This is a genomic window from Streptomyces sp. R11, from assembly GCF_041051905.1.
GTDB lineage: Bacteria > Actinomycetota > Actinomycetes > Streptomycetales > Streptomycetaceae > Streptomyces.
The window spans coordinates 9,104,276-9,128,389 of sequence record NZ_CP163432.1 but is presented as its reverse complement, the minus strand read 5'-3'; the positions used below and the strand labels follow the sequence as shown (position 1 = coordinate 9,128,389).

19 protein-coding genes and 1 pseudogene are annotated in these 24,114 nt (G+C 68.3%); 5 read left to right on the top strand and 15 right to left on the bottom strand.

Annotation, left to right across the window (positions count from 1 at the left end; genetic code table 11):
* Positions 1–28: 28 nt before the first annotated feature.
* The gene (locus tag AB5J55_RS42160) at positions 29–1,621 is read left to right on the top strand and encodes a sigma-70 family RNA polymerase sigma factor (protein ID WP_369275689.1); all 1,593 of its coding nucleotides are present in this window, start codon (positions 29–31) and stop codon (positions 1,619–1,621) included.
* Positions 1,622–1,707: 86 nt separating this feature from the next.
* Here AB5J55_RS42160 and AB5J55_RS42155 read toward each other — a convergent pair whose 3' ends face one another.
* From AB5J55_RS42155 to AB5J55_RS42135, 5 genes are all read right to left on the bottom strand, one after another.
* Positions 1,708–3,021, bottom strand: coding sequence for an LPXTG cell wall anchor domain-containing protein (locus AB5J55_RS42155; protein WP_369275688.1), 1,314 nt, complete (start codon positions 3,019–3,021; stop codon positions 1,708–1,710).
* A gap of 422 nt (positions 3,022–3,443) precedes the next feature.
* Positions 3,444–3,968, bottom strand: coding sequence for a hypothetical protein (locus tag AB5J55_RS42150; protein WP_369275687.1), 525 nt, complete (start codon positions 3,966–3,968; stop codon positions 3,444–3,446).
* Between the two features lie 116 nt (positions 3,969–4,084).
* On the bottom strand, positions 4,085–4,471 hold the full coding sequence (locus AB5J55_RS42145) for a PPOX class F420-dependent oxidoreductase (RefSeq protein WP_369276460.1): 387 nt from the start codon (positions 4,469–4,471) through the stop codon (positions 4,085–4,087).
* Between the two features lie 169 nt (positions 4,472–4,640).
* Positions 4,641–5,993 (bottom strand): aldehyde dehydrogenase family protein, encoded by a 1,353-nt coding sequence (locus AB5J55_RS42140; RefSeq protein ID WP_369275686.1) that lies wholly within the window; start codon positions 5,991–5,993, stop codon positions 4,641–4,643.
* 83 nt (positions 5,994–6,076) lie between these two features.
* Positions 6,077–7,585 (bottom strand): MFS transporter, encoded by a 1,509-nt coding sequence (locus tag AB5J55_RS42135; protein WP_369275685.1) that lies wholly within the window; start codon positions 7,583–7,585, stop codon positions 6,077–6,079.
* Between the two features lie 156 nt (positions 7,586–7,741).
* Here AB5J55_RS42135 and AB5J55_RS42130 point away from each other — a divergent pair, with 156 nt between their 5' ends.
* The gene (locus AB5J55_RS42130) at positions 7,742–8,161 is read left to right on the top strand and encodes a MarR family winged helix-turn-helix transcriptional regulator (protein WP_369275683.1); all 420 of its coding nucleotides are present in this window, start codon (positions 7,742–7,744) and stop codon (positions 8,159–8,161) included.
* A gap of 1,093 nt (positions 8,162–9,254) precedes the next feature.
* On the top strand, positions 9,255–9,908 hold the full coding sequence (locus AB5J55_RS42125) for a class I SAM-dependent methyltransferase (RefSeq protein ID WP_369275682.1): 654 nt from the start codon (positions 9,255–9,257) through the stop codon (positions 9,906–9,908).
* Between the two features lie 158 nt (positions 9,909–10,066).
* On the opposite strand, the pseudogene AB5J55_RS42120 reads toward AB5J55_RS42125, so the two are convergent.
* The 5 genes and pseudogenes from AB5J55_RS42120 to AB5J55_RS42100 form a co-directional block, all read right to left on the bottom strand.
* Positions 10,067–11,049 (bottom strand): annotated as a pseudogene (locus AB5J55_RS42120) (NAD(P)H-quinone oxidoreductase).
* Between the two features lie 484 nt (positions 11,050–11,533).
* Positions 11,534–12,229 (bottom strand): type 1 glutamine amidotransferase domain-containing protein, encoded by a 696-nt coding sequence (locus AB5J55_RS42115; protein ID WP_369275681.1) that lies wholly within the window; start codon positions 12,227–12,229, stop codon positions 11,534–11,536.
* Positions 12,230–12,301: 72 nt separating this feature from the next.
* Entirely contained in the window at positions 12,302–13,000 is a 699-nt protein-coding gene (locus AB5J55_RS42110; RefSeq protein WP_369275680.1) for a type 1 glutamine amidotransferase domain-containing protein, read from the bottom strand.
* Between the two features lie 132 nt (positions 13,001–13,132).
* On the bottom strand, positions 13,133–13,537 hold the full coding sequence (locus tag AB5J55_RS42105) for a DUF4345 domain-containing protein (protein ID WP_369275679.1): 405 nt from the start codon (positions 13,535–13,537) through the stop codon (positions 13,133–13,135).
* Between the two features lie 42 nt (positions 13,538–13,579).
* Positions 13,580–14,341, bottom strand: coding sequence for an SDR family NAD(P)-dependent oxidoreductase (locus AB5J55_RS42100; protein ID WP_369275678.1), 762 nt, complete (start codon positions 14,339–14,341; stop codon positions 13,580–13,582).
* A gap of 121 nt (positions 14,342–14,462) precedes the next feature.
* Here AB5J55_RS42100 and AB5J55_RS42095 point away from each other — a divergent pair, with 121 nt between their 5' ends.
* Positions 14,463–15,071: a TetR/AcrR family transcriptional regulator gene (locus tag AB5J55_RS42095; protein WP_369275677.1), complete on the top strand. Its 609-nt coding sequence runs from the start codon at positions 14,463–14,465 to the stop codon at positions 15,069–15,071.
* Between the two features lie 694 nt (positions 15,072–15,765).
* Here the strand turns inward: AB5J55_RS42095 and AB5J55_RS42090 are convergent.
* The 5 genes from AB5J55_RS42090 to AB5J55_RS42070 form a co-directional block, all read right to left on the bottom strand.
* Entirely contained in the window at positions 15,766–17,145 is a 1,380-nt protein-coding gene (locus AB5J55_RS42090) for a GH1 family beta-glucosidase (protein WP_369275676.1), read from the bottom strand.
* 162 nt (positions 17,146–17,307) lie between these two features.
* On the bottom strand, positions 17,308–18,801 hold the full coding sequence (locus AB5J55_RS42085) for a ricin-type beta-trefoil lectin domain protein (RefSeq protein WP_369275675.1): 1,494 nt from the start codon (positions 18,799–18,801) through the stop codon (positions 17,308–17,310).
* A gap of 675 nt (positions 18,802–19,476) precedes the next feature.
* Positions 19,477–20,820, bottom strand: a complete 1,344-nt coding sequence (locus AB5J55_RS42080) for an ABC transporter substrate-binding protein (RefSeq protein ID WP_369275674.1) — start codon at positions 20,818–20,820, stop codon at positions 19,477–19,479.
* 56 nt (positions 20,821–20,876) lie between these two features.
* On the bottom strand, positions 20,877–21,824 hold the full coding sequence (locus AB5J55_RS42075; protein ID WP_369275673.1) for a carbohydrate ABC transporter permease: 948 nt from the start codon (positions 21,822–21,824) through the stop codon (positions 20,877–20,879).
* 2 nt (positions 21,825–21,826) lie between these two features.
* Complete coding sequence (locus AB5J55_RS42070) at positions 21,827–22,744, bottom strand: carbohydrate ABC transporter permease (protein WP_369275672.1); 918 nt, start codon at positions 22,742–22,744, stop codon at positions 21,827–21,829.
* Positions 22,745–22,990: 246 nt separating this feature from the next.
* Here AB5J55_RS42070 and AB5J55_RS42065 point away from each other — a divergent pair, with 246 nt between their 5' ends.
* On the top strand, positions 22,991–24,088 hold the full coding sequence (locus tag AB5J55_RS42065; protein ID WP_369275671.1) for a LacI family DNA-binding transcriptional regulator: 1,098 nt from the start codon (positions 22,991–22,993) through the stop codon (positions 24,086–24,088).
* Positions 24,089–24,114 lie beyond the last annotated feature (26 nt).

The window sequence follows — 24,114 nt, the reverse complement described above, 5'->3', positions numbered from 1 at the left end:
CCCGTCTGTCGCCCCCAGGATGACTATCATGCGCGACCGCACCTCCGTAGCCGCCGCTACGGCAGCCGCCAGCGACGCTCACCTGACCGCCTTCATACGCAACGGCCCCCCGGAGGCCGCCGACGCCGCGCTTGACGAGCTCTACCGGCGGCACCGCCCTTCGGTCATCGCCTATGCCCGCACCTGCACACGAGACACGCACACGGCGGAAGACCTGACCTCGGAGGCGTTCGCCCGCGCGCTGCGCGCCGTGCGCGGAGGTGCCGGTCCCGAGGGGGCCTGGCGGCCGTATCTGCTGACCACGGTCCGCCGCACGGCCGCGTCGTGGGCCGCCACAGCCGACCGGATCGAGTTGTCCCCCGACTTCGGGACCTGGCTCTCCGAGGCGCCGAGCGGTGAGGAACAGGCGCTGCTGCGGGAGGACGCCGGTCTGGTGCAGCGCGCGTTCCGCAGTCTTCCCGAGCGCTGGCAGACCGTGCTGTGGCACTCGGCTGTGGAAGAAGAACCAGCGAAGCGGATCGCGCCACTGCTCGGTATCAGCCCGAGCGGCGTCGCGTCCCTCACCGCGCGGGCGCGTGAGGGTCTGCGTGAGGCGTACCTGACCGAGTACGCGGCGGACCCGACGATGTCCGACGAGTGCCGGCACTTCACGGGCGTGTTGGCCGCCTCGGTCCGCCGCGGCGGGCGGCACGGCGGGCACTCAGGTCTCAAGCGCCATCTTTCGGGGTGCCGCCGGTGTCGCCGTGCGAACCACCAACTGTGGGAGCTGAACAACTCGCTCAAGGCCGTACTCCCGGCAGGTGTTCTGCTGTGGGTGGGTGCCTCATACGGCACGAAGGTCGTGGGAGCGGCCGCGGTCGCCGGCTCCGCCGCCACGGGGGCCGCGGCCGGGACGACCACGGCCACCCCAGGGGCCGGCACGACCGTCAAGGTCGCCGGCGTCGGCGCCGCTCTCCTCGCCGTATCGATCGGCGGCTACGCGGCTCTGCCCGACGGCAACGACCCGCCGTCGCCGCGGCCCACCCTGGCGGCCACGCGACCCTCGCCATCCTCATCCCCCGCCCGGAGCGAACAGCACGACCCGAAGCCCCCTTCCCCTTCCCCTTCCCCTTCCCCTACACCGTCCGCACGCGCTTCCAAGAAATCGACCCCTCCCGCTTGGCAGCCGGCCGCCGACGACCGTGCCCAGCTGCCGATCGTGTCCAGCGGCCGCTGCATGGACATTTCCACGGCCGAGGGCGCCGAGCCGTACGAAGCCGAGTGCGACGGCAGCCGTACGCAGCAGTGGGAGCTGCTCATCGACCGTGCCACGCAGGAGGCCCGTGTCCGGAACTACGCGACCGGCATGTGTCTCACCCACAGCGGCACGTCGACGGACGGCGCCCCGGTCCGCCAGGAGCGCGCCTGCAACTCCACCGCGGTCACGGCCCTGTGGACCTACTTCTTCCAGGCTTCCGGCACGGTCAACTTCGCTCAGAAGGGGAACACCATGTACTTCCTGGGCATCGATGAGTGGAACAAGGCCGACGGGCCTCACTCGCCTGCCATCGGCACGACGGCGAACTACTACGACACCGACTCCCTCCGGTTCCGCTACACAGGAGACGTCTTCAGCGGCTGACGAGGGCCACTCCTCGTGGGACGTCTGAGGTTTCTGGGCACCTCCCTCCCGCGAGAGGCGCCCAGAACCGGTTCAGGAAGCCGGAGTCAGCGTGCGTGGCGGGCCATGGCCGCCCGCTTGCGGCGGGACTTCAGCAGGAATGCAGCGCCGACCGTGAACAGCGCGGCGCCGCCCGCCGCCATGGGCAGGTAGTTGGTGGTGTCGGCGCCGGTCTCGGCGAGATCGGCACCATTCTGGTCGCCGGCACTGCCGGTGCTTTCCGCACCGTCCTCGTTCTGGGAAGCGACCGGCTCACTGCTGCCGGTCTGCGGCGCCGCGCCGTTGCCGGACTCGCCCTCGGCCTTCGCGGGGCTCGGCACGCCATTGAGGCTGACTGCCACCGTCGCCGTACCGTCACCGGACTGCTCCACCTTGATCTCAACCTTGTGTGCCTTGTCGGTGAAGACCGTGCCGGCCTTGAGAGCGTCGGCGTCACCAGGCGTGGTGTCGATCAGGTCGGCGTCCTTGCCGAAGTCGCCGTTCTTCACGCGGTAGGCGTACACACCCGTGAGGCGATCGTCGAGCGTGCCGGACGCGCCGCGCACCTCCACGATCAGGCTGTCCTGCCCGGCCGGGACGATCAGCGCGCGCACGCCGTCACCCGGTCCATACAGAGAACGCATCGTGTACGTACTGGACTTGGTGACCTTCACGGCTTCCGTGTCCGACAGCCACTTAGCGTGAATCAGCTCGGGCGCGGTCAGGCCCACCGACACGCCGCCTCCCCCCATGGGGGTCATGAAGCTGTTGTGCTCCGTGTCCCGGCAGCTCGCCAGGTCCGAGTCCTCGCAGCGGATCCGCATCTGGTGGCCGTAGCCGAGGTTGTGACCGAACTCGTGGGACAGCACTGTCTGGTCGGCTGTGCCGTCGCCGGTCGGAATCCAGGTCAGGCCGCCTCCCACAGAGCCGAGTCCCCCGAAGCCACAGCCCGCCTTCTCGCCGGGGAAGGCCATCGAGAGGTGATCGAAGTCGTCCACCCACGTCAAGCCCTGTTCCTCCAGCGCCTTCTGCGTCAGCCAGTAGATCTTGCGCGTGTCACAGCCGGCGGCCGGCATGTCGAGATTGATCGGGCCGATCACTCCGCCCTCGCCCCCCGCGGCCGGCTTGAACGTGGTGGCTTCCCGGGTCACCTCGTTGTAGTACGAGGTCAGGGACCTGGTCTTGCCGAAGTAGCTGTTCTGCAGGTTGCTCCTGGCCTGCGTGGGGTCAGCGAAGGAGCTGTCGCTGAAGTTGATCATCACAATCTGGATCCGCCGCTGGGCGGGGCCGTCCACGGCAGCGGCGGTGGACGGTGCCGTCGCGGCCAGTGCGACGGACGTGCAGGCGGCGGACATGAGCAGGGCGCCGCGAGGCACACGCATGGGTGGGGTCCTTCCGGTGGTTGAGCGGCTCGCGAGGTTGCGAGCGAACTCCGAGCTTGCACGGGGCTCCTGAGCGACGCTCATCGCACGTGCGCCCCGAAGGATCTGTCACCCGTTGAGGAGCGCAGCCGCCTTCTACCGTCCTGGCGCGTTATCCACTCGTTATACGGGGGTGCGAGTAGCGGAAGTTGCATGGGTCTGGCCCCGGTTCAGGCCGATCCGGTGGCGGGCGACGAGCGCCGAGACGCTGCTGACACGCGAAGCAGGCGCAGGTGGCAACAAGGAATGACCTTCCGGTGCCAAGCGGTGCGAATAGACAACCAAGGGCCCAGCTCAGCCCAACACCTCGGTGTCATCTACCCCGAGAAGTCGCTGGATCGCGCCCATCCAGGTCCTAAAGATCATTGGGAACGGCGCAACGGTCAAGCGGCGTGGGACAGCACCACGGGGCCGGCGGGTGCCGCGGCGCGGGCCGCGGTCGTGTGCACGGGACGGGTGGTGCGGACGGTGGCCGCGACCTGCGAGCGACTCCGCGCGAAGACAACGAGGCGCAGCACCGCGAAGCGCGCGACACCGGCGAGCGCGGAGGCGGACAGGTAGACGACCTGCTCGAGCACCACACCGGGTGCTGCCACCAGTTGCTGCAGGACGAGCATCGCCACGGAGGTCACCGCGTACGCGGCCGCCGCGGACCCGGCCGACTGCGCATGCTGGCGCCTGGTCGCGCGCCCGCCTGTGCCGAAGGTGAAGCGGGAATGCAACTCGGTGGCGAGGAGCGTGGAAGCCGCGGTGATCAGAGCGTTGGCCAGGCCCCAGTAAATCCAGGAGGCGAGGGCCGCCACCGCAAAGCTGGAGGCGAGCCCTACTCCGCCGCCGAAGAGTACGAAGCGGGCGAAGGCGGACCAGGCGCCGGGTGCCGCCTGCTGCTGGCTCTGCGCTGTTTCCATGATCCGACCCGACCCCCTTGATCGCTCGTTCTTGTGTGCCGTGACCGTTTGACGGCATTCACCAAGGCCGTCCGACAGACGGCCCCTGATTCGATAGCTGACGGTGCGTCAACTCGTCACGAGGCGAGTCGCACGCGGATGCCCAGCGTCGTGTCCCCTCCCCGGCGCAGCCGGCTGTTGAGGATCATGAGGCGGCCGAGGATGCCGTACTTGCGGGCGATGAGGGTGCGGTAGCGGGCACTGGTCGCCGCGTCGGTGATCTCGGCGGTGGCCGGGACCGGGTCGCCGGTCGGGTTGCCGCGCAGGTCGCAGGGGCCGACGAGGATGTCGCCGCGTGCCTGGATCCGCTTGACCTTCCAGGAGTCGGCCTGGGTCTGCACGCCCAGCGTGTCACCGTCGCGTACCACCCACACCGGTGTGGCGACCGGGGTGCCGTTCTTGCGGTAGCTGGTGATCAGCATGTATTTGCCGGCGCTCAGTTGCTCCAGCAGCGTGTCGTCCATGAGGCGTTTGGTCTCCTTGCTCTTGTGTTCGAGGTCGTTGGCCACGGGGGCGGCGTAATGCGATGTCAATTGGCGCATGGGGATGCCTTCTTCCGAGGAGGGTGCGGGACGGCGGCGCGTGTGAGGTTGCGGGGTGGGATTGCGTACGACCGCCTGGGGCCGGGGTGGTTCAGCTCAGGGGGACGTCGAGGACGGCCTTGCGGTGGCTGAACGTCTCGATGGAGTAGCGGCCGTGGTAGTTGCCCATGCCGCTCTCGCCGACACCGCCGAAGGGAAGCGTCGGCACGGCGAGGTGGTGCATCGGCAGGCCGAAGTTGAGGCCGCCCGAGGAGGTCTCGGCGGCGAGGCGACGCTTGGTGGTGTTGCTCTCGGTGAAGGCGTAGAGGGCGAGGGGCTTGTCGCGGTCGTTGATGAACGCGATGGCCTCGTCGAGGTCCGCCACGGTCAGGATCGGGAGGATGGGGCCGAAGATCTCCTCCTGCATCACGGGCTCGTCGGGCCGGACGTCGGCCAGCACGGTCGGGGCGATGTACGTGTCCGCGCGGTCGGTCTGCCCGCCGGTGACGGTGCGGCCGGAGCCCAGCAGCGCGGTCAGCCGGTCGAAGTGCCGCTCGTTGATGATCCGTCCGTAGGCGTCGGAGGTCTGCGGGTCCGCACCGAACAGCCCCTTGATCGCGACGACCAGGGCGGCCTGCAGTTCGGCCGCGGTATCGGGGTCGGTCAGGACGTAGTCGGGGGCGACGCAGGTCTGTCCTGCGTTGGCGAACTTCGTCTGCGCCAGGCGTTGCGCGACGGTGGTGATGTCGGCGTCCCGGTCCACGAACACCGGTGACTTGCCGCCGAGTTCGAGGGCGACGGGGGTGAGGTTCTTTGCGGCGGCGGTCATCACGATGCGGCCGACGGTGCCGTTGCCGGTGTAGAAGATGTGGTCGAAGTGCTGCTCCAGCAGCACGGTGGTTTCCGGTGCGCCGCCCTCGACGACGGCGGTCGCGTCGGTGTCGAGATACGCGGGCAGTAGTTCGGCCAGCAGTGCCGAGGTGTGGGCGGCGTATTCGGCGGGCTTGATGACGACGGCGTTGCCGGCGGCGAGTGCGCCCGCGACGGGCACGAGCAGCAGGTTGAGCGGGTAGTTCCACGCCGAGATGACCAGGGCGACACCCAGGGGGTCGAACACGGTACGGGCGGTGCTGCCGGGGACGCCGGGCACCGTCACGGGGGCGGGCTGCGGGGCGGTCCACTCCTCCAAGTGCTCCAGGTAGTCGTCGATCTCGACGATCGTGGTTTCGATCTCCATCGCCTCGGCCTCGGCGCGGTTCTTGCGCAGGTCGGCGTAGAGGGCGTCGGCTATCGCCGCGCGGTTGTCGGTGAGTAGGTCGCGCAGGCGGGTCAGTTGTGTCCGGCGCCAGGCCAGGGGCTTGGTGCGGCCGGTGCGGAAGGTGGCGCGAAGTCGGTCCACCAGCGTGGTGGCTTCGGCGGAGGTGAAGGTGTCGTCGAGGGTGAAGGCTGCCTTGGTGTCAGTCACAGTCGTGTCCTGTTCGGTTGGGAGGGAAGGCCGGTCGGTCGGCATTCGAGGGAAGGAAAGTCGCGGCCGCGCAGGTGGTGCGGTCAGACCGTGGCGGCCGTGCGTGCGGGCGTGGTTTCGCCGTCGCCCGACGGGGCGGGCGTGCCGGTGGCGGGCGAGGGGGACCTGCGGCGGACCGCCAGGCCGACCATGGCCACGCCGATGACCAGCGCGAACGCCATGCCGGCGAGGGCGAAGCTCAGGGTGTACTGGCTCTCGGCGGGCAGCGCGGGAACCCCGGGGGGCAGGTTGTCGAGCGTCTGGGAGGCGAGCAGCGAGGTGATGACCGCGCTGCCGATCGCGCTGCCGGCGGAGCGGGAGATGGAGTTGATGCCGTTGGCGATACCGGTCTGGTGGTGGGGGACGCCCGCCACGATCAGAGCGGGCATCGCGGCATAGCCGAAGCTGATGGCAACGCCGACGACCATGCCGGCCAGGATCACCGACGCGGTGGTGTCGTGAGCGAAGGTCAGCCAGGCGAAACCGACGACGCCGAAGACGGCGCCGGCGGCGAGGGTGAGACGCGCGCCGATGCGGCGTACCAGCATGCCTCCGAACTGCGCGGCGACGAGCGAGACGAGGGCGGAGGGCAGCAGGTAGACGACGGAGGCGCGCAGGACGGAGGCGCCGAAGCCGTAGCCGGCGATCTCAGAGGGCGTCTGCACGAGATAGGAGACGCCGATGAACTGGGAGAACATGGCGAACCCGACGAGAAGTCCGGCGATGTTGGTGAAGAGCACCGGGCGGTGGACGAACATCTTCATGTCCACGAGGGGGTCGCGGACCCTGCGTTCGACAAGGACCCAGATGACGGTCGTGACGGCCGCGGCGGCGAAGAGGGCGAGCGTGCGGGTCGAGGTCCAGCCCCAGGTGTGGCCCTGCGAGATGGGCAGCAGGAACAGGACGAGCAGCAGGGCGAGACCGGCGGCGCCGAGCCAGTCGGTGCGCCCGCCCGTCCGGGTGCGGGGCGCGGGTACGGCTATCGCAACGGCGATGAGCGCGGCGGTGGCGAGTGCGGCGGCCAGCCAGAAGACCTGGTGGTAGTCGGGGTGCGCGCCCTGGGTGAGGAGTCCGGCACTCACGAGGGCGAGGCCGCTGCCGAACCCGAGCGTTCCGCTCACCAGAGCCATGGCGCCGGGCAGCCGTGCGGGCTCGACCTCTGAGCGCAGCACGGACAGCGCGAGCGGGAAGATCGCGGTGGCGGCGCCCTGCATCACGCGGGCCACGATGAGCCACAGCATGGAACTCGTGGTCGCGGCGAGCACGGATCCGGCGACCATCAGCACCAGCACACCGAGCAGGGTCGGCTTCGTGCCGTGCTGGTCGCCGAAGCGGCCCAGGAGCGGCGTGAAGACCGCGGCCGACAGCAGCGTGGCGGTGGTGACCCAGCTGACCTGCGCAGTGGAGGCGCCGAGGTCGTTCTGGATGATGCCGAGGATCGGGATGACCAGGGTCTGCATCATCGACACGACCATGGCGGCGAGGCCCAGCACCAGCACGAGGCTGAGGCTGCCGGTGCGGCGCTCCGGCGCGGTGGGGAGGGAGGACTTCACGGTCTTCTTTCCGGTGGAAGGTTGCCAAAGGACGGACGCATCGATGGGCGAGAACCGAAACCATCGAGGTACTCCATACTTGAAGACATCAAACAATATGAAGCTGGGGTATGTCAAAGGTTGAGAGATTCAAGCTTTTCGGGGTACCCTCCAGGCATGCCGCCCACCCCGTCCAAGGCCCAGCTCATGGAGCTGCTCGCCCACTCGGTCAGTACGCACTACGCCGACTTCACGACCGCCGCCGCCGACACGGGCCTTACCTCAAGTCAGGCAAAGACCCTCACGGTGCTGCGCCGCGCGCCCGCCTCGATGCGCTCGCTCGCGCACACCCTCGCCTGTGACGCGTCGAACATGACCGGAATCATTGACCGGCTCGAAAAGCGCGACCTGGTCCGCCGTGAGGTGAGCGCCACCGACCGTCGCGTGAAGAACGTCGCCCTCACCGAGGCGGGCCAGAAGCTGATCGACACCATCCGCGAGCGGATGGAGCAGACGCAGACCGGCCTGGACCAACTGTCCGACGAGGAGCGCGCCGAACTCTTCCGCCTCCTGACAGTGGTCTTCCCGGCCCAGTAGCCCACCCCGCCTGACAAGGTCCGGGCTGGGCCCACTGCGACAGAGCCTTGAGCGCGTTGATCGCCTTGCGGGCCCAGCGCCTTGATGCCGGTAGGCAGGGAAGACCTCGGTCAGGACCTCCGGAAGCCGAACCCCCGCCGCCGACCGCCAGGACCGGAGCCGGCCCGCCCTGGCGGGTGTGGTCGTACAGCAGGTCCACCCAGGGCTCGCCCACCTCGTGGACTCCGCCCTTGAGCGTGACCAACTCCTTGGTGCCGTCCGCGCGTACGCCGACAAGGCGAGTACGCGGACTGGGCCTCTTCCGGGCGGACATTGAGGTGGATGCCGCCGACCCGCACATGCGCAGTCGACCTCTGCGAGGTCGCGGTCAAGAACGCGACGCGGTCGGCCTGTCACTGCTGGTCAGTGATGACGAGTGAGGGACACCTCAATCGGGTCGACGAGTGGCGCGAGGGCCTCAGGAAAGCTATTGTCGGCGAGGTAGAACGACCGGTCTTTCTTTGAGAGTGGTTCTCTGGGCTGTCCGGGCTGTCTGGGCGGGTCCGCCACCAGCCGGAGGACTCTCACCGGGCCCGGTGCACGTCGAACAGGGATGACAAGTTCCATGAAACCAATCCGCTCCAGGGTCGAGGTGGCCTCCGCCGGTGAGCCTCTTGTCGCTGAAGAAGGTGCGGATCCATCCGATGGGAGCCATCAGGCCGCCCACCGTCTGGAGGGCGTCTGAGCACTCGGCGGCCACGTACTTGAACGGCGATCCGCGAAAGCCGCGCCCGCGCGTGCTCGGGGATCGTCTCGAAGATCAGGTCGATCGCCCCCGCGGGCGGGTGCCCGGCGGTCAGCTGTTTGGCCACCTCCCGACAGCAGGGGTCCCTGGTCAGCAGACCGGCCACGGCCAAGTCGTCCGAGAAGGCGAAGTGCCCTGGAAGGTGCGGCGTCTTGCACAGCAAATATCCGCTGAGGCCTTTGCGGCATCGCCCTCCAAGTCCTTCCGCCCCCAACAGAACCGACCGCTGAGCCGCCGACGGGACCACAGCACATTGCCCGTTCACGCCGACGCGATGGACCACCCGCACTCCCCGACAAGGGCATCGATATGACCACCAGCACCGCGGACCACACAGCCCGGCACTGCCCTCTTTGCAGGCGGCCCTTGCAGGAGCCGAACGACTACACCTTGTTCCTGCGGCAGTGGGTGCGGGCACCGGCCCGCATGGGGGCCATCGCCCCCAGCTCGCGGCACCTGGCCGCGGCGGTCTGCGCGCCGGTGCCCGAACGCGGCGAGCCCGTCGTGGTGGAACTGGGTGCCGGCACCGGACCCTTCACCGCCGAGATCCAGCGCCGGCTGGGCGGCCGCGGCCGCCACCTGGCTGTCGAGATCGATCCGCTCCTTGCCCAGCGCCTGCGCCACCGGCACCCGGGAGCGGAAGTCATCCAGCGCGACGCCGTACACCTGCGCCGCCTGCTGGATGAGCGCGGCATCGAGAAGGCCGACGTGGTGGTCAGCGGCCTGCCCTGGGCCCTCTTTCCCTCCGCCACCCAACACCAGCTCATGGACGCGACAGCCGCGGTGCTCGCCCCGGCGGGTGCCTTCACCGCGTTCACCTACCTCCACGCCGTTCCCCTCTCCCCCGCCCGTCGATTCCGCGAACTGATGGTCAACCGCTTCGAAGAGGTCGTCCCCAGCCGCACCATATGGCGCAACACACCCCCGGCCTTCGTCCTCCACGCCCGCAGACCCCGCCCATGAGCCCGCGACCCCGGAACCCCGGTCACGAAGTTGACGCACGGCGTCGGCGTAATGCCCGCCGACGTCTTCGGGTCGGTCTCGCCTACCGCGCTCCTTGGGCGGCTTTCAGCGCGCATGACGCGACCTGCCGTCGGTGACGCGAGCGACGGCAGGTCGCGTCATGCGGTGTCGGGGTTGACCAGGACGATCTTGCCGATGTGGTGGGCGTCCAGGATCCGGTACGCTTCCGCAGCCTCGGTCATGGGCAGGGTCCGGTCGATGACCACGTGTACGGATCCGTTCTCGACCAGTGGCCACACGTGGTCCTGGACCTCGGCCACGATGGCCGCTTTCTGCCCGGTCGGGCGGGAACGCAGAGTGGTCCCGTTTACGGACGCGCGCTTGAAGAGGAGTTCGGCGAGGTTGAGTTCGCCTCCAGGCCGTTCTGCAGACCGATGATGACCAGTCGCCCTTCGAGGGCCAAGGAGTGGATGTTGCGCTGGAGGTAGTGGCCGCAAATGACGTCGAGGATCACGTCGTACGGGCCGTGCTCGGCGAAGTCCTCGGTGCGGTAGTTGATCGCGAGGTCGGCGCCGAGGTCTCGTACCCTGGCGGCCTGCTCGGGGCCACCGACGGTGGTGACGACTCGGGCGCCGCGGGCCTTGGCGATCTGGATGGCCATCGTGCCTATGCCGCCGGCTCCACCGTGTATGAGGAAGGATTCGCCCGTCTTCAGAGCACCGTTCATGAAGACGTTCGACCACACCGTGGCGGCGGCTTCGGGCAGGGCCGCCGCTTCGACAAGGCTGATGCCCTTGGGCACCCTGAGCAACTGCCCGGCAGGGACGGCGACCTTCTGCGCGTACCCGCCCCCGGCGAGCAACGCGCATACTCCGTCGCTCAGTTGCCACTGGGTCACGCCCTCGCCGATGGCGCTGATCCGGCCGGAGACCTCCAGTCCCGGGCAGAACGATGCTCCCGGCGGGACCGGGTACAACCCCATCCGCTGTGCGACATCTGCCCGGTTGACCGCACCGGCCACCACGTCGACGACGACCTCGCCCGCGGCCGGGGTCGGGTCCTCGACTTCGATCCACTCCAGGACCTCCGGCCCTCCGGGTCCCTTGATCGAAATTGCTTTCTGTCTCTCCCTCTCGCGCACCTGCCGGGTGGCGGTGGGGACGCCGGCCCGGCGTCGTCGATATGTTGATGCGAGGGTGCGGGGCCAGCCCGGCTGACTCGCAGCAAGCCGCACGACATCGCGCCGTTCCTTGAGCCGAGCACATGCACGGAGTCGATGCGCGGCATCGTCGGCCTGCCTGTTCGCATCCGATGCGGTGTTCTCGCGGGGCCGTCCAGTCGGATTTCCTTCGAAGGCGCAGTATCGGGGCGGGCCCACAAGGCCGCAGTACATGCTGCGAACTGCGCGGCGAAGGCGTTGGACACCTTCCGGGAGCGCGGGTGGGGGGGCGGGATCGCCGTCTGGATGTGCGCCGGTCCCTTCACTGGGCACATCCAGGGTTCGTAAGCCTGGGAAAGCGCGGGACCGGGACTTCAACTTCAGGCATCGGCAGCATGAGGCGGGAATCAGCCGCCTGCGTACGGAGGGGTACGGGAGCAGGTGCGGGCGCGGGGTCTTTGCTACGTCATGTCAGCTTCTTGAGCATCTCGGCCGCAGCCGGTCCAGCCGAGGCAGGGTTCTGGCCGGTGATCAGGTTGCGGTCGACGACCACGTTCGGGGCCCACGGCTCGCCCTCCTGGTAGTCGGCGCCGATCTCGACCAGGCGGTCCTGGAGCAGCCACTTGGCGCCTGCCGCCAGGCCCCCCTGGGTCTCCTCGGCGTTGCTGAAGGCGGTGAGCCGGTAGCCGGTGAAGGCGTTGCCGCCGTCGGCATCGGTGGCGGCCAGCAGGGCGGCCGGGGCGTGGCAGACCACGCCGAGCGGCTTGCCCGAGAAGAGGGTGTCGATGAGGAGCTTGCCGGAGGTGGCGTCGACGGCCAGGTCCTCCATCGGGCCGTGGCCACCGGGGTAGAAGACGGCGGCGCAGTCGTCGAGGTCGACGTCCTCCAGCTTGACGGGGTGCTGGATCTCGCTGATCGAGGCGAGGGCGTCCGCCACCTTCCTCGCGCCCTCCTCGCCGCCGTTGAACTGCGGCGCCAGACTTCCTTGGTCCAAGGGCGGCACGACTCCGCCCGGTGTGGCGACGACGATCTCGTGGCCGGCGGCCGTGAACGCCTGGTAAGGGGTGACGGCCTCCTCGGCCCAGAAGCCGGTCGGGTGCTTGCTGCCGTCCGCCAGCGTCCAGTGGTCGGCGCCGGTCATCACGAAAAGGATCTTCGACATTGAGGAGTCTCCTAGAGGTGGGTTGGTCGGGAGGCGCCCTGCGGATGCCGGCGCCCCAAGTGTCTGTGCTTGTTACTCGGTCTCAGCCAAGGCACCGAGAATCAAGTCGCTGACGGCCTTGGTGGACACCGGGTTCTGGCCCGTGATCAGGCGGCCGTCACGCACCGCGTGCGGCGTCATCGGCACGGTGGAGCGCACATACTTGGCTCCCTTCGCGCGCAGTTCGTCCTCCAGGAGGAACGGCACCCTGCTCTTCACGCCGGCCAGTCTTTCCTCGACCGTCGCGAAGCCTGTGACGCTGCGGTTCTGTACGAGCGGGTTCCCGTCGGCGTCACGGAGGTTGATGAGGGCGCAGGCGCCGTGGCAGACCGAGGAGACGATGCCGCCTGCGGCGTAGATGGCGTCGCCTGTTCGCTGCACGTCAGCGCTGTCGGGAAAGTCCCACATGGTTCCGTGACCACCCGTGAAGAAGATCGTGGAGTAGTCGTCCGGATCCGCCTCGGCGACAGAACGGGTGGATTTCAAATCGTCCATGAAGGCCGGGTCGTCGAGATACGTGCGAACCGTTCTGTCGACGAACAACCGGCCGAGGCTTCGAGGGTCGAGAGGCACCTCGCCGCCCGCCGGGCTTACCACCTCCACGGTGTGGCCGGCCTTCACTGCCTTGTCGTAGAAATGGACGAGCTCACCCAGCCACAGGCCGGTCCGGTGCTCGCTCGCCCCGTAGGTGCCCTGATTGGTCACCACCGCCAGAATCCTTTTCAGTCTCACCTTTCCCACGTCTCCTTGCCGGTCAAATGCACATTCCGGGCCGGGCGTGGCAGAAGGGCACTGGACGCAACCCGCTCCTGCACGCCCAGGCTGCGATCACGGTCCCTGCCCTGCCCACCCGGGACCGGCGCCTCAGGCAGCGGCCGGCGATCGTCGGGACCTGAGCGCAGTGGAATGTGCCCAGACGATGACGATCGCGAGCAGGAATTCCAGGAGGGCGGAGGCGAGGAAGACTCCCGCTGGGCTGGGAATGCCGTACTGGGAGAAGGAGACCAGCCGCCCGATGCCACCGAGGAAGATCGGGACTGCCAGGAAGTAGACGAGCACTCCCTGCCGACGGATCGTTGCCGCCGCCCAGAAGAACAGGGGAGCCCAGCCGATGTAGACGCCTGCCATGAAGCGGTGCAGGTTGTCCGCGTCCGCCGGGCCTCCCTGCGCCAATTGCTGCAGGCCGTCTCCGAGCGTGATGGCGGTGGCCAGCACCAGGCAGACACGGACGATGGTGTTGGCTGCTGCGACACGAGTGCCGACCGCCACCACGCCTCCTTGCATGTCTGGGAATGGACTCAGGGCTCGGGCTCAGGCCTGCTCGGTGGGGCGTACGAGCAGTTCGGCGACGGCCACGTGCCGGGGGCGGGTGACGATGTAACCGACGGTGTCGGCGACGTCCTCGCTCTGCAGCCGTTCGACGTCGCCGAGGCCGGCGTTGAGCATTTGCTGGACAACTTCCGAGTTGTGGGTGCGCAGTTCGGTGTCGACGCTGCCCGGCTCGATGACGGACACGCGGACGTGCTGCTTGGCCAGTTCCTGGCGCAGCGCCTCGCTGAAGCCGGTGACGCCGAACTTGGTGGCGGTGTACACGGCCATCATGGCGTAGGCGTTGCGGCCGTTCAGCGAGCTGATGTTGATGATGTCGGCGACCTGGCGCGGCCCGTCGGCGGCGGCCTTGACCAGGTGGGGGACGGCCGCGTGGGTGGTGTGCAGCAGGCCCATGAGGTTGATGTCGACCATGCGCTGCCAGTCGTTCAGGTCGGCGCCGGGGGTGGGTCCGAGCAGCATGAGGCCGGCATTGTTGACCAGCGTGTCCAGGCGGCCCAGGCCGTTGACAGTCCGCTCGACCGCTTCCGCAGCGGCCTCGGCAGTGGTGATGTCAGCGGGCACGACCAGGGCCTTGCCACCAGCGTTGGAGATTTCGGTGGCGAGGTCGGTCAGCCGGTCCTCGCGCCGGCCGACCAGGGCCACGGACGCGCCCTCGCGGGCAAGCTCGAGGGCGGTGGCGTGGCCGATGCCGCTGGACGCGCCGGTGACCAGGGCGACGGTTCCTTCAAGACGACGAGTCATGGTTCAAGCCTTTCGATGCGCGGCCACGTTGCTAGGGCCGTACGGGATAGGGGGTGGCGGCCCTGGTAGGCCGTAGGGGGGTGGGGGCCACTCAAGGCCGCTCCACGGGCAGAATGGGGAAGTGAGTACTACTGGGCAGAAGCCAACCAACCCCGAGCGTCAGGAGAGCACGATCGAAGGAGACCTGCCTCCTCGCGAACGCCTGGTCCGGGCCGCGTCGCGGCTGTTCTATTACGAGGGAGTACGCGCGATCGGCGTGGAGCGGCTGATCGCCGAGGCCGGGGTGACGAAGGCGACCTTCTACCGGCACTTCGCCTCCAAGGACGACCTGGTCGTGGCATACCTGCTGACCAAGGACGCCTACTACAAGCAGGTCGCCGAACCGCTGGCGGCCGGGCACCCGCCCGCCGAAGCGATCGACCTCATCTTCGAGGCGATCGCCGAGCACGCCCGTGAGCGCGGCTTTCGCGGATCCCCGTTCCTGAACGCGTCCGCCGAGTACCCGGACGCCGACCACCCGGTCCGCGACCTGGTGACGACCCACCGCAACTGGATCCGCAGCCTCTTCCAGGATCTCCTCAGCCGGCTCGGCCACGCCGACCCTGAGTCGGCCGCCGGTGCGCTGCTGATGCTGTACGACGGCGCGATGGCCGCCGGCTACCTGGACGACTCCACGGCCGCCTACGAGACCCTGCTGAACGCCGTCCGGTTGATCCGGTCGGGAAGCTGATCCCGTCGGAGCCGCATGAGGCAGCGGCTCTGTGCGGTGCCCCGGCTGGGCCGGGGCGCGGATTGGTTTCACGGAACCTTTTGATCTCTCTTCGACGTGCACCGGCGACCTACTGGGAGTTCTCCGCCTGGAGGCAGCCCAGCCGGAAGGTCGATATAGACTCTTCCTCATGAGGGAGGAAGACCGGTCGTTCTACTAATCGACGATAACCCCCTCGCCGTCCGCGCGCCAACCGATCGACGCGCTTGTGGGATCGCTCACGGGTCATTGCTGCTCCCGCAGAGCCTTTCCGGCTTGGCGGCCGAGCTCGCCGACTCCTTGATCTTCTGGCGCTACCTTCGAACCCGTCGTAGCAACCGAACCTGTCGCGGCAACGAAGCGAAGACCCTGCCGCGCAGTGACGAAGCCGATCCGTGCGGGTTTATGTAGATTTTCTACACGCATTCTCAGCCACATGGCCAGGTGAAGGCGCCATGCGTTCCGGACCGATCGTGCCCGTGTCGACTTACGCATTTCAGCAGGCAGTGGATGTTTCCGGCCGGAACAGCGGTAAGAACCCCGCCCGGATTCACTCGGCGCGCGCCCGTTCTCTGGCTGCGTCTCCTACTCTCTGCCCAGTGCTCCCACGCGGCCGGTACGCAACGCCGACCTAGCGACCCAGCTCAACCGGACCCGTCACCATGGCGGTTGGCGGTTAGTGCTGTTGCGCACGGCCGGCTGCGTGTTGTGTGGTGCGCCCGTGGGCGCGGATGATCTCGGCGTAGCGGTGGCCGCTGTCCTTGATGGTGCGTGTCTGGGTCTCGTAGTCGACGTGGACGATGCCGAACCGCTGGGAGTAGCCGTAGGCCCATTCGAAGTTGTCCAGCAGGGACCAGGCGAAGTAGCCGTCGAGCGGGACGCCGCGGCGGGCCGCCCGCGCGCAGGCTGCCAGGTGGGACTCCAGGAAGGCGATGCGCTCGACGTCGTGGACGCTGCCGTCGGGCGCTGCACGGTCGGGGTAGGCGGAGCCGTTCTCGGTGACGAAGATCGATCGCGGTGCGTAGTCCTCGCTGATCCGGACGAGCAGGTGTTCCAGCCGGTCCGGGTGGACCTCCCAGTCCATTCCGGTACGGGGTGTGCCCGGCGGTGTGACGGGACGGGCGAACGGTGCGGGCCCCTGCGGATCGTCGACGGTGACTGACCGCTTGTAGTAGTTGACGCCGAGCCAGTCCAGCGGCGCGGCGATCGCCTCCAGGTCACCGGGTTCGGCGGGTGGTTCGGTCCCGTACACCTCGACCATGTCGGCCGGGTAACCGCGGCCGTGGATGGGATCAAGCCACCAGCGGTTGTTGTGCCCGTCGTCGCGGCGGGCGGCGGCGATGTCCTCGGGCCGGTCGCTCGCGGGCTCGGACTGCGTGAGGATGTTGACGATGCCGACCCGCGCTTGTGATGCGGTGGACCGGAGGGCCTGGACGCCGAGCCCGTGGGCGAGCAGCAGGTGGTGTGAGGCGCGCACGGCGGCGGTCAGGTCGGTGCGGCCCGGCGCCATGACCCCCTGGAGGTGGCCGAGCCATGCGGAGCAGTACGGCTCGTTCAGCGTCGCCCAGTTGGTGACCCGGTCACCGAGCCTGTCGGCGACAACGGTGGCGTAGTCGGCGAATCGCAGGGCGGTGTCGCGGGCGGGCCAGCCGCCGCGGTCCTCGAGGGCCTGCGGCAGGTCCCAGTGGTAGAGGGTGGCATGAGGAGCAAGGCCCGCTTCCAGCAGCGCGTCGACCAGTTGGTCGTAGAAGGCCAGCCCTGCCGGGTTCACGCGGCTGTCCCCGTCCGGCATGACGCGGGGCCAGGCGATGGAGAATCGGTAGGCGTTGAGGCCGAGGGCCTTCATCAACGCCACGTCGTCGGGCCACCGGCGGTAGTGGTCGCAGGCGATGTCGCCGGTGTCCCCGCCGGCGATGGTGCCGGGCTGCTTGCAGAAGGTGTCCCAGATGGATGGTGCTCGGCCGTCCTCGGCGACCGCGCCTTCGATCTGGTAGGCGGAGGTGGCCGCTCCCCAGGCAAAGCCGGAGTGGAATGCGGTCAGGTCGTCAAGGGGCACAGCTTTCCTCGCTTCGTGGTAGGGAGACGTTCGGAGTGCCGATGGGACCGTGGATGGACCGGTCGGCTGCTCGGGCCCGGAGGGGAGCGCCCCGGGGATGAGGCCGGTCGCGGCTCTTGACGTCCGCGACCGGCCTGTGGGTGTGTCAGGCGGGGGTGGCTCTCAGCTGGTCTGCCACTTCTGGTTGTTGCCGCCCCAGCAGGACCAGAGCTGGGCCTTGGAGGTGTCCAGGGCCCTGTCCAGGCACAGACCGGACTGCACTCCGCGGATCGTGCCGTCGGAGTAGAACATCCACTTCTGGTTGGCCCCGCCGTTGCAGTCATAGGTGCCGACCTCGGTGGCGTCTTTGGTGCCTGCTCCGTAGGCGTCCAGGCACTTCGTGCTCGTACCGCCGTAGACGGTGATCTGCCCGGAGGGCGTCCGGGTCCACTGCTGGTTTTCGCCGCCCCAGCACTGGGCCCAGACCTGGGCCTGGACGTTGTCGTGGCTGGCTCCGGGGACGTCGAGGCAGCCGTTGCTGCCGACGTTGCGCAGGATGCTCGTGTGCGAGCCGGGGTCGCTGCCCCAGGCGTACTTCAGGCGGTCGATGCCGCTGATGTTGCGAACGCCCAGCGCCAGGTTGGTGCCGCTGCCCTTGAGGTCGAACAGGGAGTACCAGTCGTAAGTGGGCCGGTCGATGCGCTTACCGCCGAGGGCCGGCCAGTAGACCGCGCCCATGCCGAGGGAACGGGCGGTGTCGGTGTCGGCACGCAGGTACCGCACGAAGTTGTCGGTGCTCGTCGCGTCGTTGTAGTTGAGACCTGTGTCCATCGGCGCGCCGAACTCGTCCAGGATGGTACGCGTGCCGCAGGTGCCGACCTTGCTCTTGAAGTCGGTGACCCATTCGCTGTAGGTCTTCGCCGGCTTACCGAAGGCGTAGTGGTGGAGCGAGAGGTAGGTCCCGTCGAGGCGGGAGTCGGCGCACACGGTCGTGACGTAGTCGTTCGAGCCGGGTCCGCTCACGATGATCCGGTTCTTGGGGACCGAGGGGCGGTCAGTGATCCACTTGGCGGCGAGGTTCGCCCAGTCGGTGGCGCTGTAGCCGTGGGGCTCGTTCATCGGCTCGAAGTAGACCAGGCTGTTGGAGCCGTACTTGCCGATGACCGCGTCCCACATCGAGTTGAAGGCGGCCATATTAGTGATCCTGCCGCTCTGGGCCGCATCGTCCTCCCAGTAGGAGAGGATGACCTTGAAGCCCTTGGCGGTTGCGGCGTCGATGGCGCCGGTGTACTTGTCGCCCCACGTCGTGCCGGGGACGGAGTGGGTGTTGATCGGCAGCCGGACGGTGTTGGCGCCGAGCGTGCTCTGGAATCCGCCGAGGATGGCGTTGGCCTTGGCTTTGACGGTGTCGTAGCTGTCGGAGCTGTCCAACCCCTCGGGGACGACGTCGCCGTGGACATAGTTGTCTCCCACGCGGGCCCAGTTCACGCCCTTGAACTTGCTGGCGTCCGTCGGGTTGGTTTCCGCAGCCGCCGGCGACGCGGTGGACAGCATGGTGATCGGCGCGGCGATCAGTGCGGCCGCGAGGCAGGCCAGCGCGCGGCGGAGGAAGCGGGTACGGGCGGGGGGCAGTACGGCGGAGTGAGGACCTGGCCGGGTGGGTTGGGAGTTGGGCATGTCGTGTTCCTTTTCTGCATGCGGCTCTGTGCAGGCGGTCGTTGCCGCCTTGGGCGCCACGAAGCGATCTGCCGCGGTGGGCGGTTGTGATGCGGTGGTGGCGCCTGGGTGTGTTCCGGAGCAGGCACGGCGCGAGGTGGTGATGGGTGCCGGGCGGCCGGGGAACGTGGGGTCGGCTGAGTTGACGTGCTCGCTTTGGGCTGGCGGGCACGGCCTTTGTTGTGGAGAAGGGGCCACTGCGGGTGGGGCACGCTACGGCGTTGTCACCGCCCGCTGAGTGTCCTTGCTCGGGGCGGCGGGCACGGGATGCTGTTGGCGGCTGCGGGGCCGACCGCGGTGATCGCGACCACCGGTGCCCGAATCCGCGCGGGCGGTGGCCTGGGCAGGATGCTGGGCGAGCGTCCGTGCATCCGGGTTGCTCCTTCGGGTACGGGCGGCTCAGGGCATGGGGGAGGGAGGCCGCGTGTGGCTCGGTGAGCCCGGGGTGGGACCCCGCCGGCCGGTCAGGTGGCCGGCGGGGCGATGGTGGGGGCGGGTCGCTGAGGCCGTCGTCAGCGGCGGCCGTTGGCGGCCGGTCGTGCGACCTCGTGCCCTCAGGGTGGAGGTGCGAAGAAGTGCCGTTGGACGGTCCTGCTGTCCCGCCAACAGGCGGGCGGGACACGGGCCGGGGGCGTGTTACTTGACGGTGAAGCCTTGTTCCTGGCCGTACTTGCGGGAGGCGTCCTGCCAGGCTTTGAGGCCGTCCTGCAGGGTGGTGCCGCTGACGTAGGCCTTGCCGACGTGGTCGTTGAAGATGCTGTTGGCGTAGACCTGGAAGGGCAGGTAGGACCATCCGACGAGGACGTCGTCGGCCGACTTTGCGAGCACCTCGTTGATCCTCTGGCCGCCGAAGTACGGGTCCTTCTTGTTCAGGAACTCCACGGAGTTCAGCTGCTTGGTGGTGGAGGGGAACGTCCCGGCGTCGATACGGGTCTGCGCGCCCTCGTCGACGGTGGCGTACTTGAGGAAGGCGTAGGCGAGCTTCTTCTTGGTGCTGGCCTCCATGACGGCCAGCGAGCTGCCGCCGTTCTCGGCGGTGACGTCCTCCCCGCTGTTCCACTGCGGCATGGGCGCCACACGCCACTTGCCGGCGCCGGCCTTGACGCCCGATGCGAGGGGCGCGGGCATCCACGCGCCGGTGACGAGGGAGGCGATGGTGCCGTCGCCGAGGCCCTTGTACCAGGCGTCGCTCCAGGCGGGGACCGGGGCGAGCAGCTTGTTGCTGATGAGCTGCTGCCAGGCGGTGGTGAACTTCTTGGTGCCGGCGTCGTCGAAGTTCACGCCGACGTCGGTGCCGTCGACGGTGTACGGCTTGCCGCCGGCCTGCCAGATCATGCTGGTGGTGAAGCCGGCGTCGCCGGTGTCGGCGGTGAGGTACGCCTTGGGGTCCGCCTTGTGCAGCTTCTTGGCCGCGGCGATGTACTCCTCCCAGGTGGCCGGCACCTTGATCTTGTGTTTGTCGAAGACCTCCTTGTTGTAGAACAGGGCCATCGGGCCGGAGTCCATCGGCAGGGCGTAGATACCCTCGGTGCCGGCGTGGACGGCGCTCCACGGGCCAGGAGTGAAGGTGCCCTTGAGCTTGTCCGCACCCAGGGCGCTGAGGTCGGTGACGGACTTGGCGAGCGAGAACTGCGACAGGGCGTAGTACTCGATCATGGCGACGTCGGGGACGCCCTTCCCGGCCTTGACCGCGTTCTGCAGCGCGGTGTACTGCTCGTTGTTGGTACCGGCGTTGACCAGGTTGACCTTGACCTTGGGGTACTTGGCCTCGAAGTCGCTGACGACCTTCTTCAGCGTCGGGTCCCAGGCCCAGACCGTGATCTCGCCGCCGGTGTTCAGGGCGGCCTGGATGTCGGCGTTGGACACCGGCTTGGCGCTGCCCGAGTCCTCGGTGCCGGAGGAGCTGCAGGCGGTGGCGGTGAGTGCCACCGACAGGGCCGCGGCGCCCAGCAGCAGGGCGTGACGACGGGTTCTCGTCATGGGGTGTTCCCTTTCGTGCGGTGTACCTGGGAGGGGTGGCAGGCGGCGGGCGCAGATCAGCCCTTGACGCTTCCGGCGGACAGGCCGGACTGCCAGTACCGCTGGAGCAGCAGGAACGCCGCGATCAGCGGGACGATGGTGAGCAGTGATCCAGTGATCACGAGATTGAAGACCGCTTCGCCGCCCACGGTGGAAGCCTGGGCGTTCCAGCTGTTCAGGCCGAGGGTCAGCGGGTACCAGTCGGGATCCTTCAGCATGATCAGCGGCAGGAAGTAGTTGTTCCAGGTCGCGACCACGTTGAAGAGGAGAACGGTGACGATTCCCGGCGCCAGCATCGGCATGCTGATCTGGAAGAACGTGCGGAACTCGCCGGCGCCATCGACGCGCGCCGACTCCAGGATCTCTTTCGGGACGGCGTCGGTGGCGAAGGTCCACATCAGGTAGAGGCCGAACGGTGAGACCAGCGACGGGATGATGATCGCCCACGGGGTGTTGGTCAGCCCCATCTCGGAGAACATCAGGAAGGTGGGAACCGCCAGTGCGGTACCGGGCACCGCGACCGCTCCGATGACGGTCGCGAAGACGGCCTTCTTGCCGGGGAAGTCGAACTTGGCCAGCCCGTACCCGGCGAGCGTCGCGAGGAAGGTAGCGCCGCCCGCCCCGACCACCACATACAGCACGGTGTTGAGCAGCCAGCGGGTGAAGATCCCGTCGTTGTAGCTGAAGGTGTCGGCGATGTTGCCGAACAGGGCGAAGTCGCCATCCAGCCACAGGCCGAAGGAGTCGAACAGCCCCTTCTGCGTCTTGGTCGCGTTGATCGCCAGCCAGGCCAGCGGCAGCAGCGTGTACACCAGCATGATCACCGTCAGGGCGGTCAGCGTGGCGCTGCGCCTCTTCCGGCGGGAGGCGCGCCGGGCGGGGCGGACCACCAGCGGGCCCGAAGAGGCACCCGCGTGCCGTGCGGTGCGCGGCTTGTGCCCGACGCGGGGAGTCGTGGTCGCCATGATCAGGATTCCTTTCGCATGCCGCGCAGCTGGACGGCGTAGGCGATGATCATCGTGATCACACCCATGACGATGGCGACCGTGGCCGAGTAGTTGAACTTCTGTCCGGCAAACGACAGCGAGTAGGCGTAGAGGTTTGGCGTGAAGTAGGACGTGATCGCATTCGGCGCCAGGCTCTTGAGGACGCTCGGCTCGTTGAACAGCTGGAAACTGCCGATGATCGAGAAGATCGTCGCGATCGACAGAGCCCCGCGCAGCGCCGGGAGCTTGATCGCCCAGATGATCCGCAGCTGCCCGGCCCCGTCCATCTCCGCGGCCTCGTACAGCGCCGGATCGACCACCCTCAGCGCCGAGTAGAGGATCAGCATGTTGTAGCCCACGAACTGCCAGGTCACGATGTTGCCGATCGACGCGAGGACCAGATCGGGCGACAGCGGGTCGGGAAGCGAGATCCCGAACGCCTCATTGATGTTGCCGACCAGGCCGAACCGGGTTCCGTACATGAAGCCCCACATCAGCGTTGCGACGACGGCCGGCACCGCGTAAGGCAGGAACACCGAGATCCGGAAGAAGCCCGCCCCGTACAGGCGGCCGCTGTCGATCGCCAGGGCCAGCAGGAGCGCGAGGAGCAACATGATCGGGACCTGCACGGCCAGGAAGACCGCCACCCGCCCGAAGGCGGACCAGAACTGCGCGTCCCCCAGCACCTCGCTGTAGTTGTCGGCACCGACGAAGGCCGTTCCGCCGATCAGCCGGGTACGGAACAGGCTCAGGTAGATCGAGTAGCCGATCGGTGCGAGGAAGACCAGCGCAAACACCGCCACGAACGGCCCGACGAACCGCCAGCCGACCCATGACCGCCGTCTCGAGGCCGATGGCCTCCTGGCACCTAGAACCCCTGCCTGTGGTGCTGCGACCACCGCTTCACTCCTTGCTGCGCGAATACTGACCACACTGCGTGGTCACGTGAACATCGAGTCCGGGCTCAGCGCACCGACCCGACCTTGTTCACGTGACCATTCAGCCCGCAGACCTGTTGGTCACGTGAACATGATGCGGTAGCGTGGCACCCGTCACAGTGGGAGGTCAAGGTTTCTCGCACGTTAAGACTTCCGCCCGAGCCTTCAGCGGACGGCGACGAGTGGACAGACAGGAGCGAAGGCTCGATGGACCTGGGTGAGCTGGGACAGCAGGATCCTGGTCCTGCGGTGGGCGCACAGCAAGTCGGCTCGGCCGTACCGGGCGGGCGCCACAGGCAGCACGTCACGAGGGCCGACGTCGCCGCGCTTGCCGGCGTTTCACGTCAGACCGTGTCCAGGGTGGCCAACGGCCATCCCAGCGTGATCGGTTCGACCCGGGAGCGGGTGCAGGCTGCGATGCGGGAGCTGGGCTACCGGCCCAACAGTGCGGCGCGCGCCCTCAGGTACGGGCAGTTCAAGACCATCGGCGTGATCCTCCACAGCCTCTCCGCCACCGGCCACAGCGACACCGTGCAAGCGATCGCGGCCCAGGCCGCGGCCGAGGGATACGCGATCACGGTGATCCCCGTCGATATTCCGACCCAGGACAGTGTGCTGGGCGCCTTCACCCGGATGGGCGAGCTGGCCGTCGACGCAGTCATCGTCTTCATCGAGGTCCACCTGCTTGACGCGGGAACCGTGAAGCTGCCGCCCGGCGTGCGCGTGGTCGTCGTGGACTCCGACGCCGGAGACCGCTATCGCGTGGTCGATACCGACCAGGCCGGCGGCACCCGAGAGGCCATCAGCCACCTGCTGGAACTCGGACATGAGACCGTCTGGCACGTGACCGGTCCGGAGACGTCGTACGCAAGCCAGCGCCGAGCCCAGACGTGGCAGACCGTGCTCGAGGAAGCCGGACGGCCTGTGCCACCGCCCCTGCACGGCGACTGGACCGCCGCATCGGGCTACGCGGCCGGCCTCGAACTCGCACAAGAGCCGGACTGCACCGCGGTGTTTGCCTCCAACGACCAGATGGCACTCGGTCTCCTGCACGCCTTCCAAGAACGAGGCAAGGCCGTCCCCGGCGACATCAGCGTGGTCGGCTTCGACGACCTCCCCGATGCCGCCCACTTCGCCCCGCCCCTGACCACCGTCCACCAGGACTTCGCCGAGGTGGGCCGGAAAAGTGCCCAGGAGGTCTTGCGGCAGATCCACGAACACGACGTCCCCCGATCCGGCACGGACATCGTTCCCACCCGCCTGGTGGTCAGAAGCAGCACGGCGCCGCCGCCCCTGAAGCGGTAAGGGTGGGTGGCTGTTGGCTTGCCGAA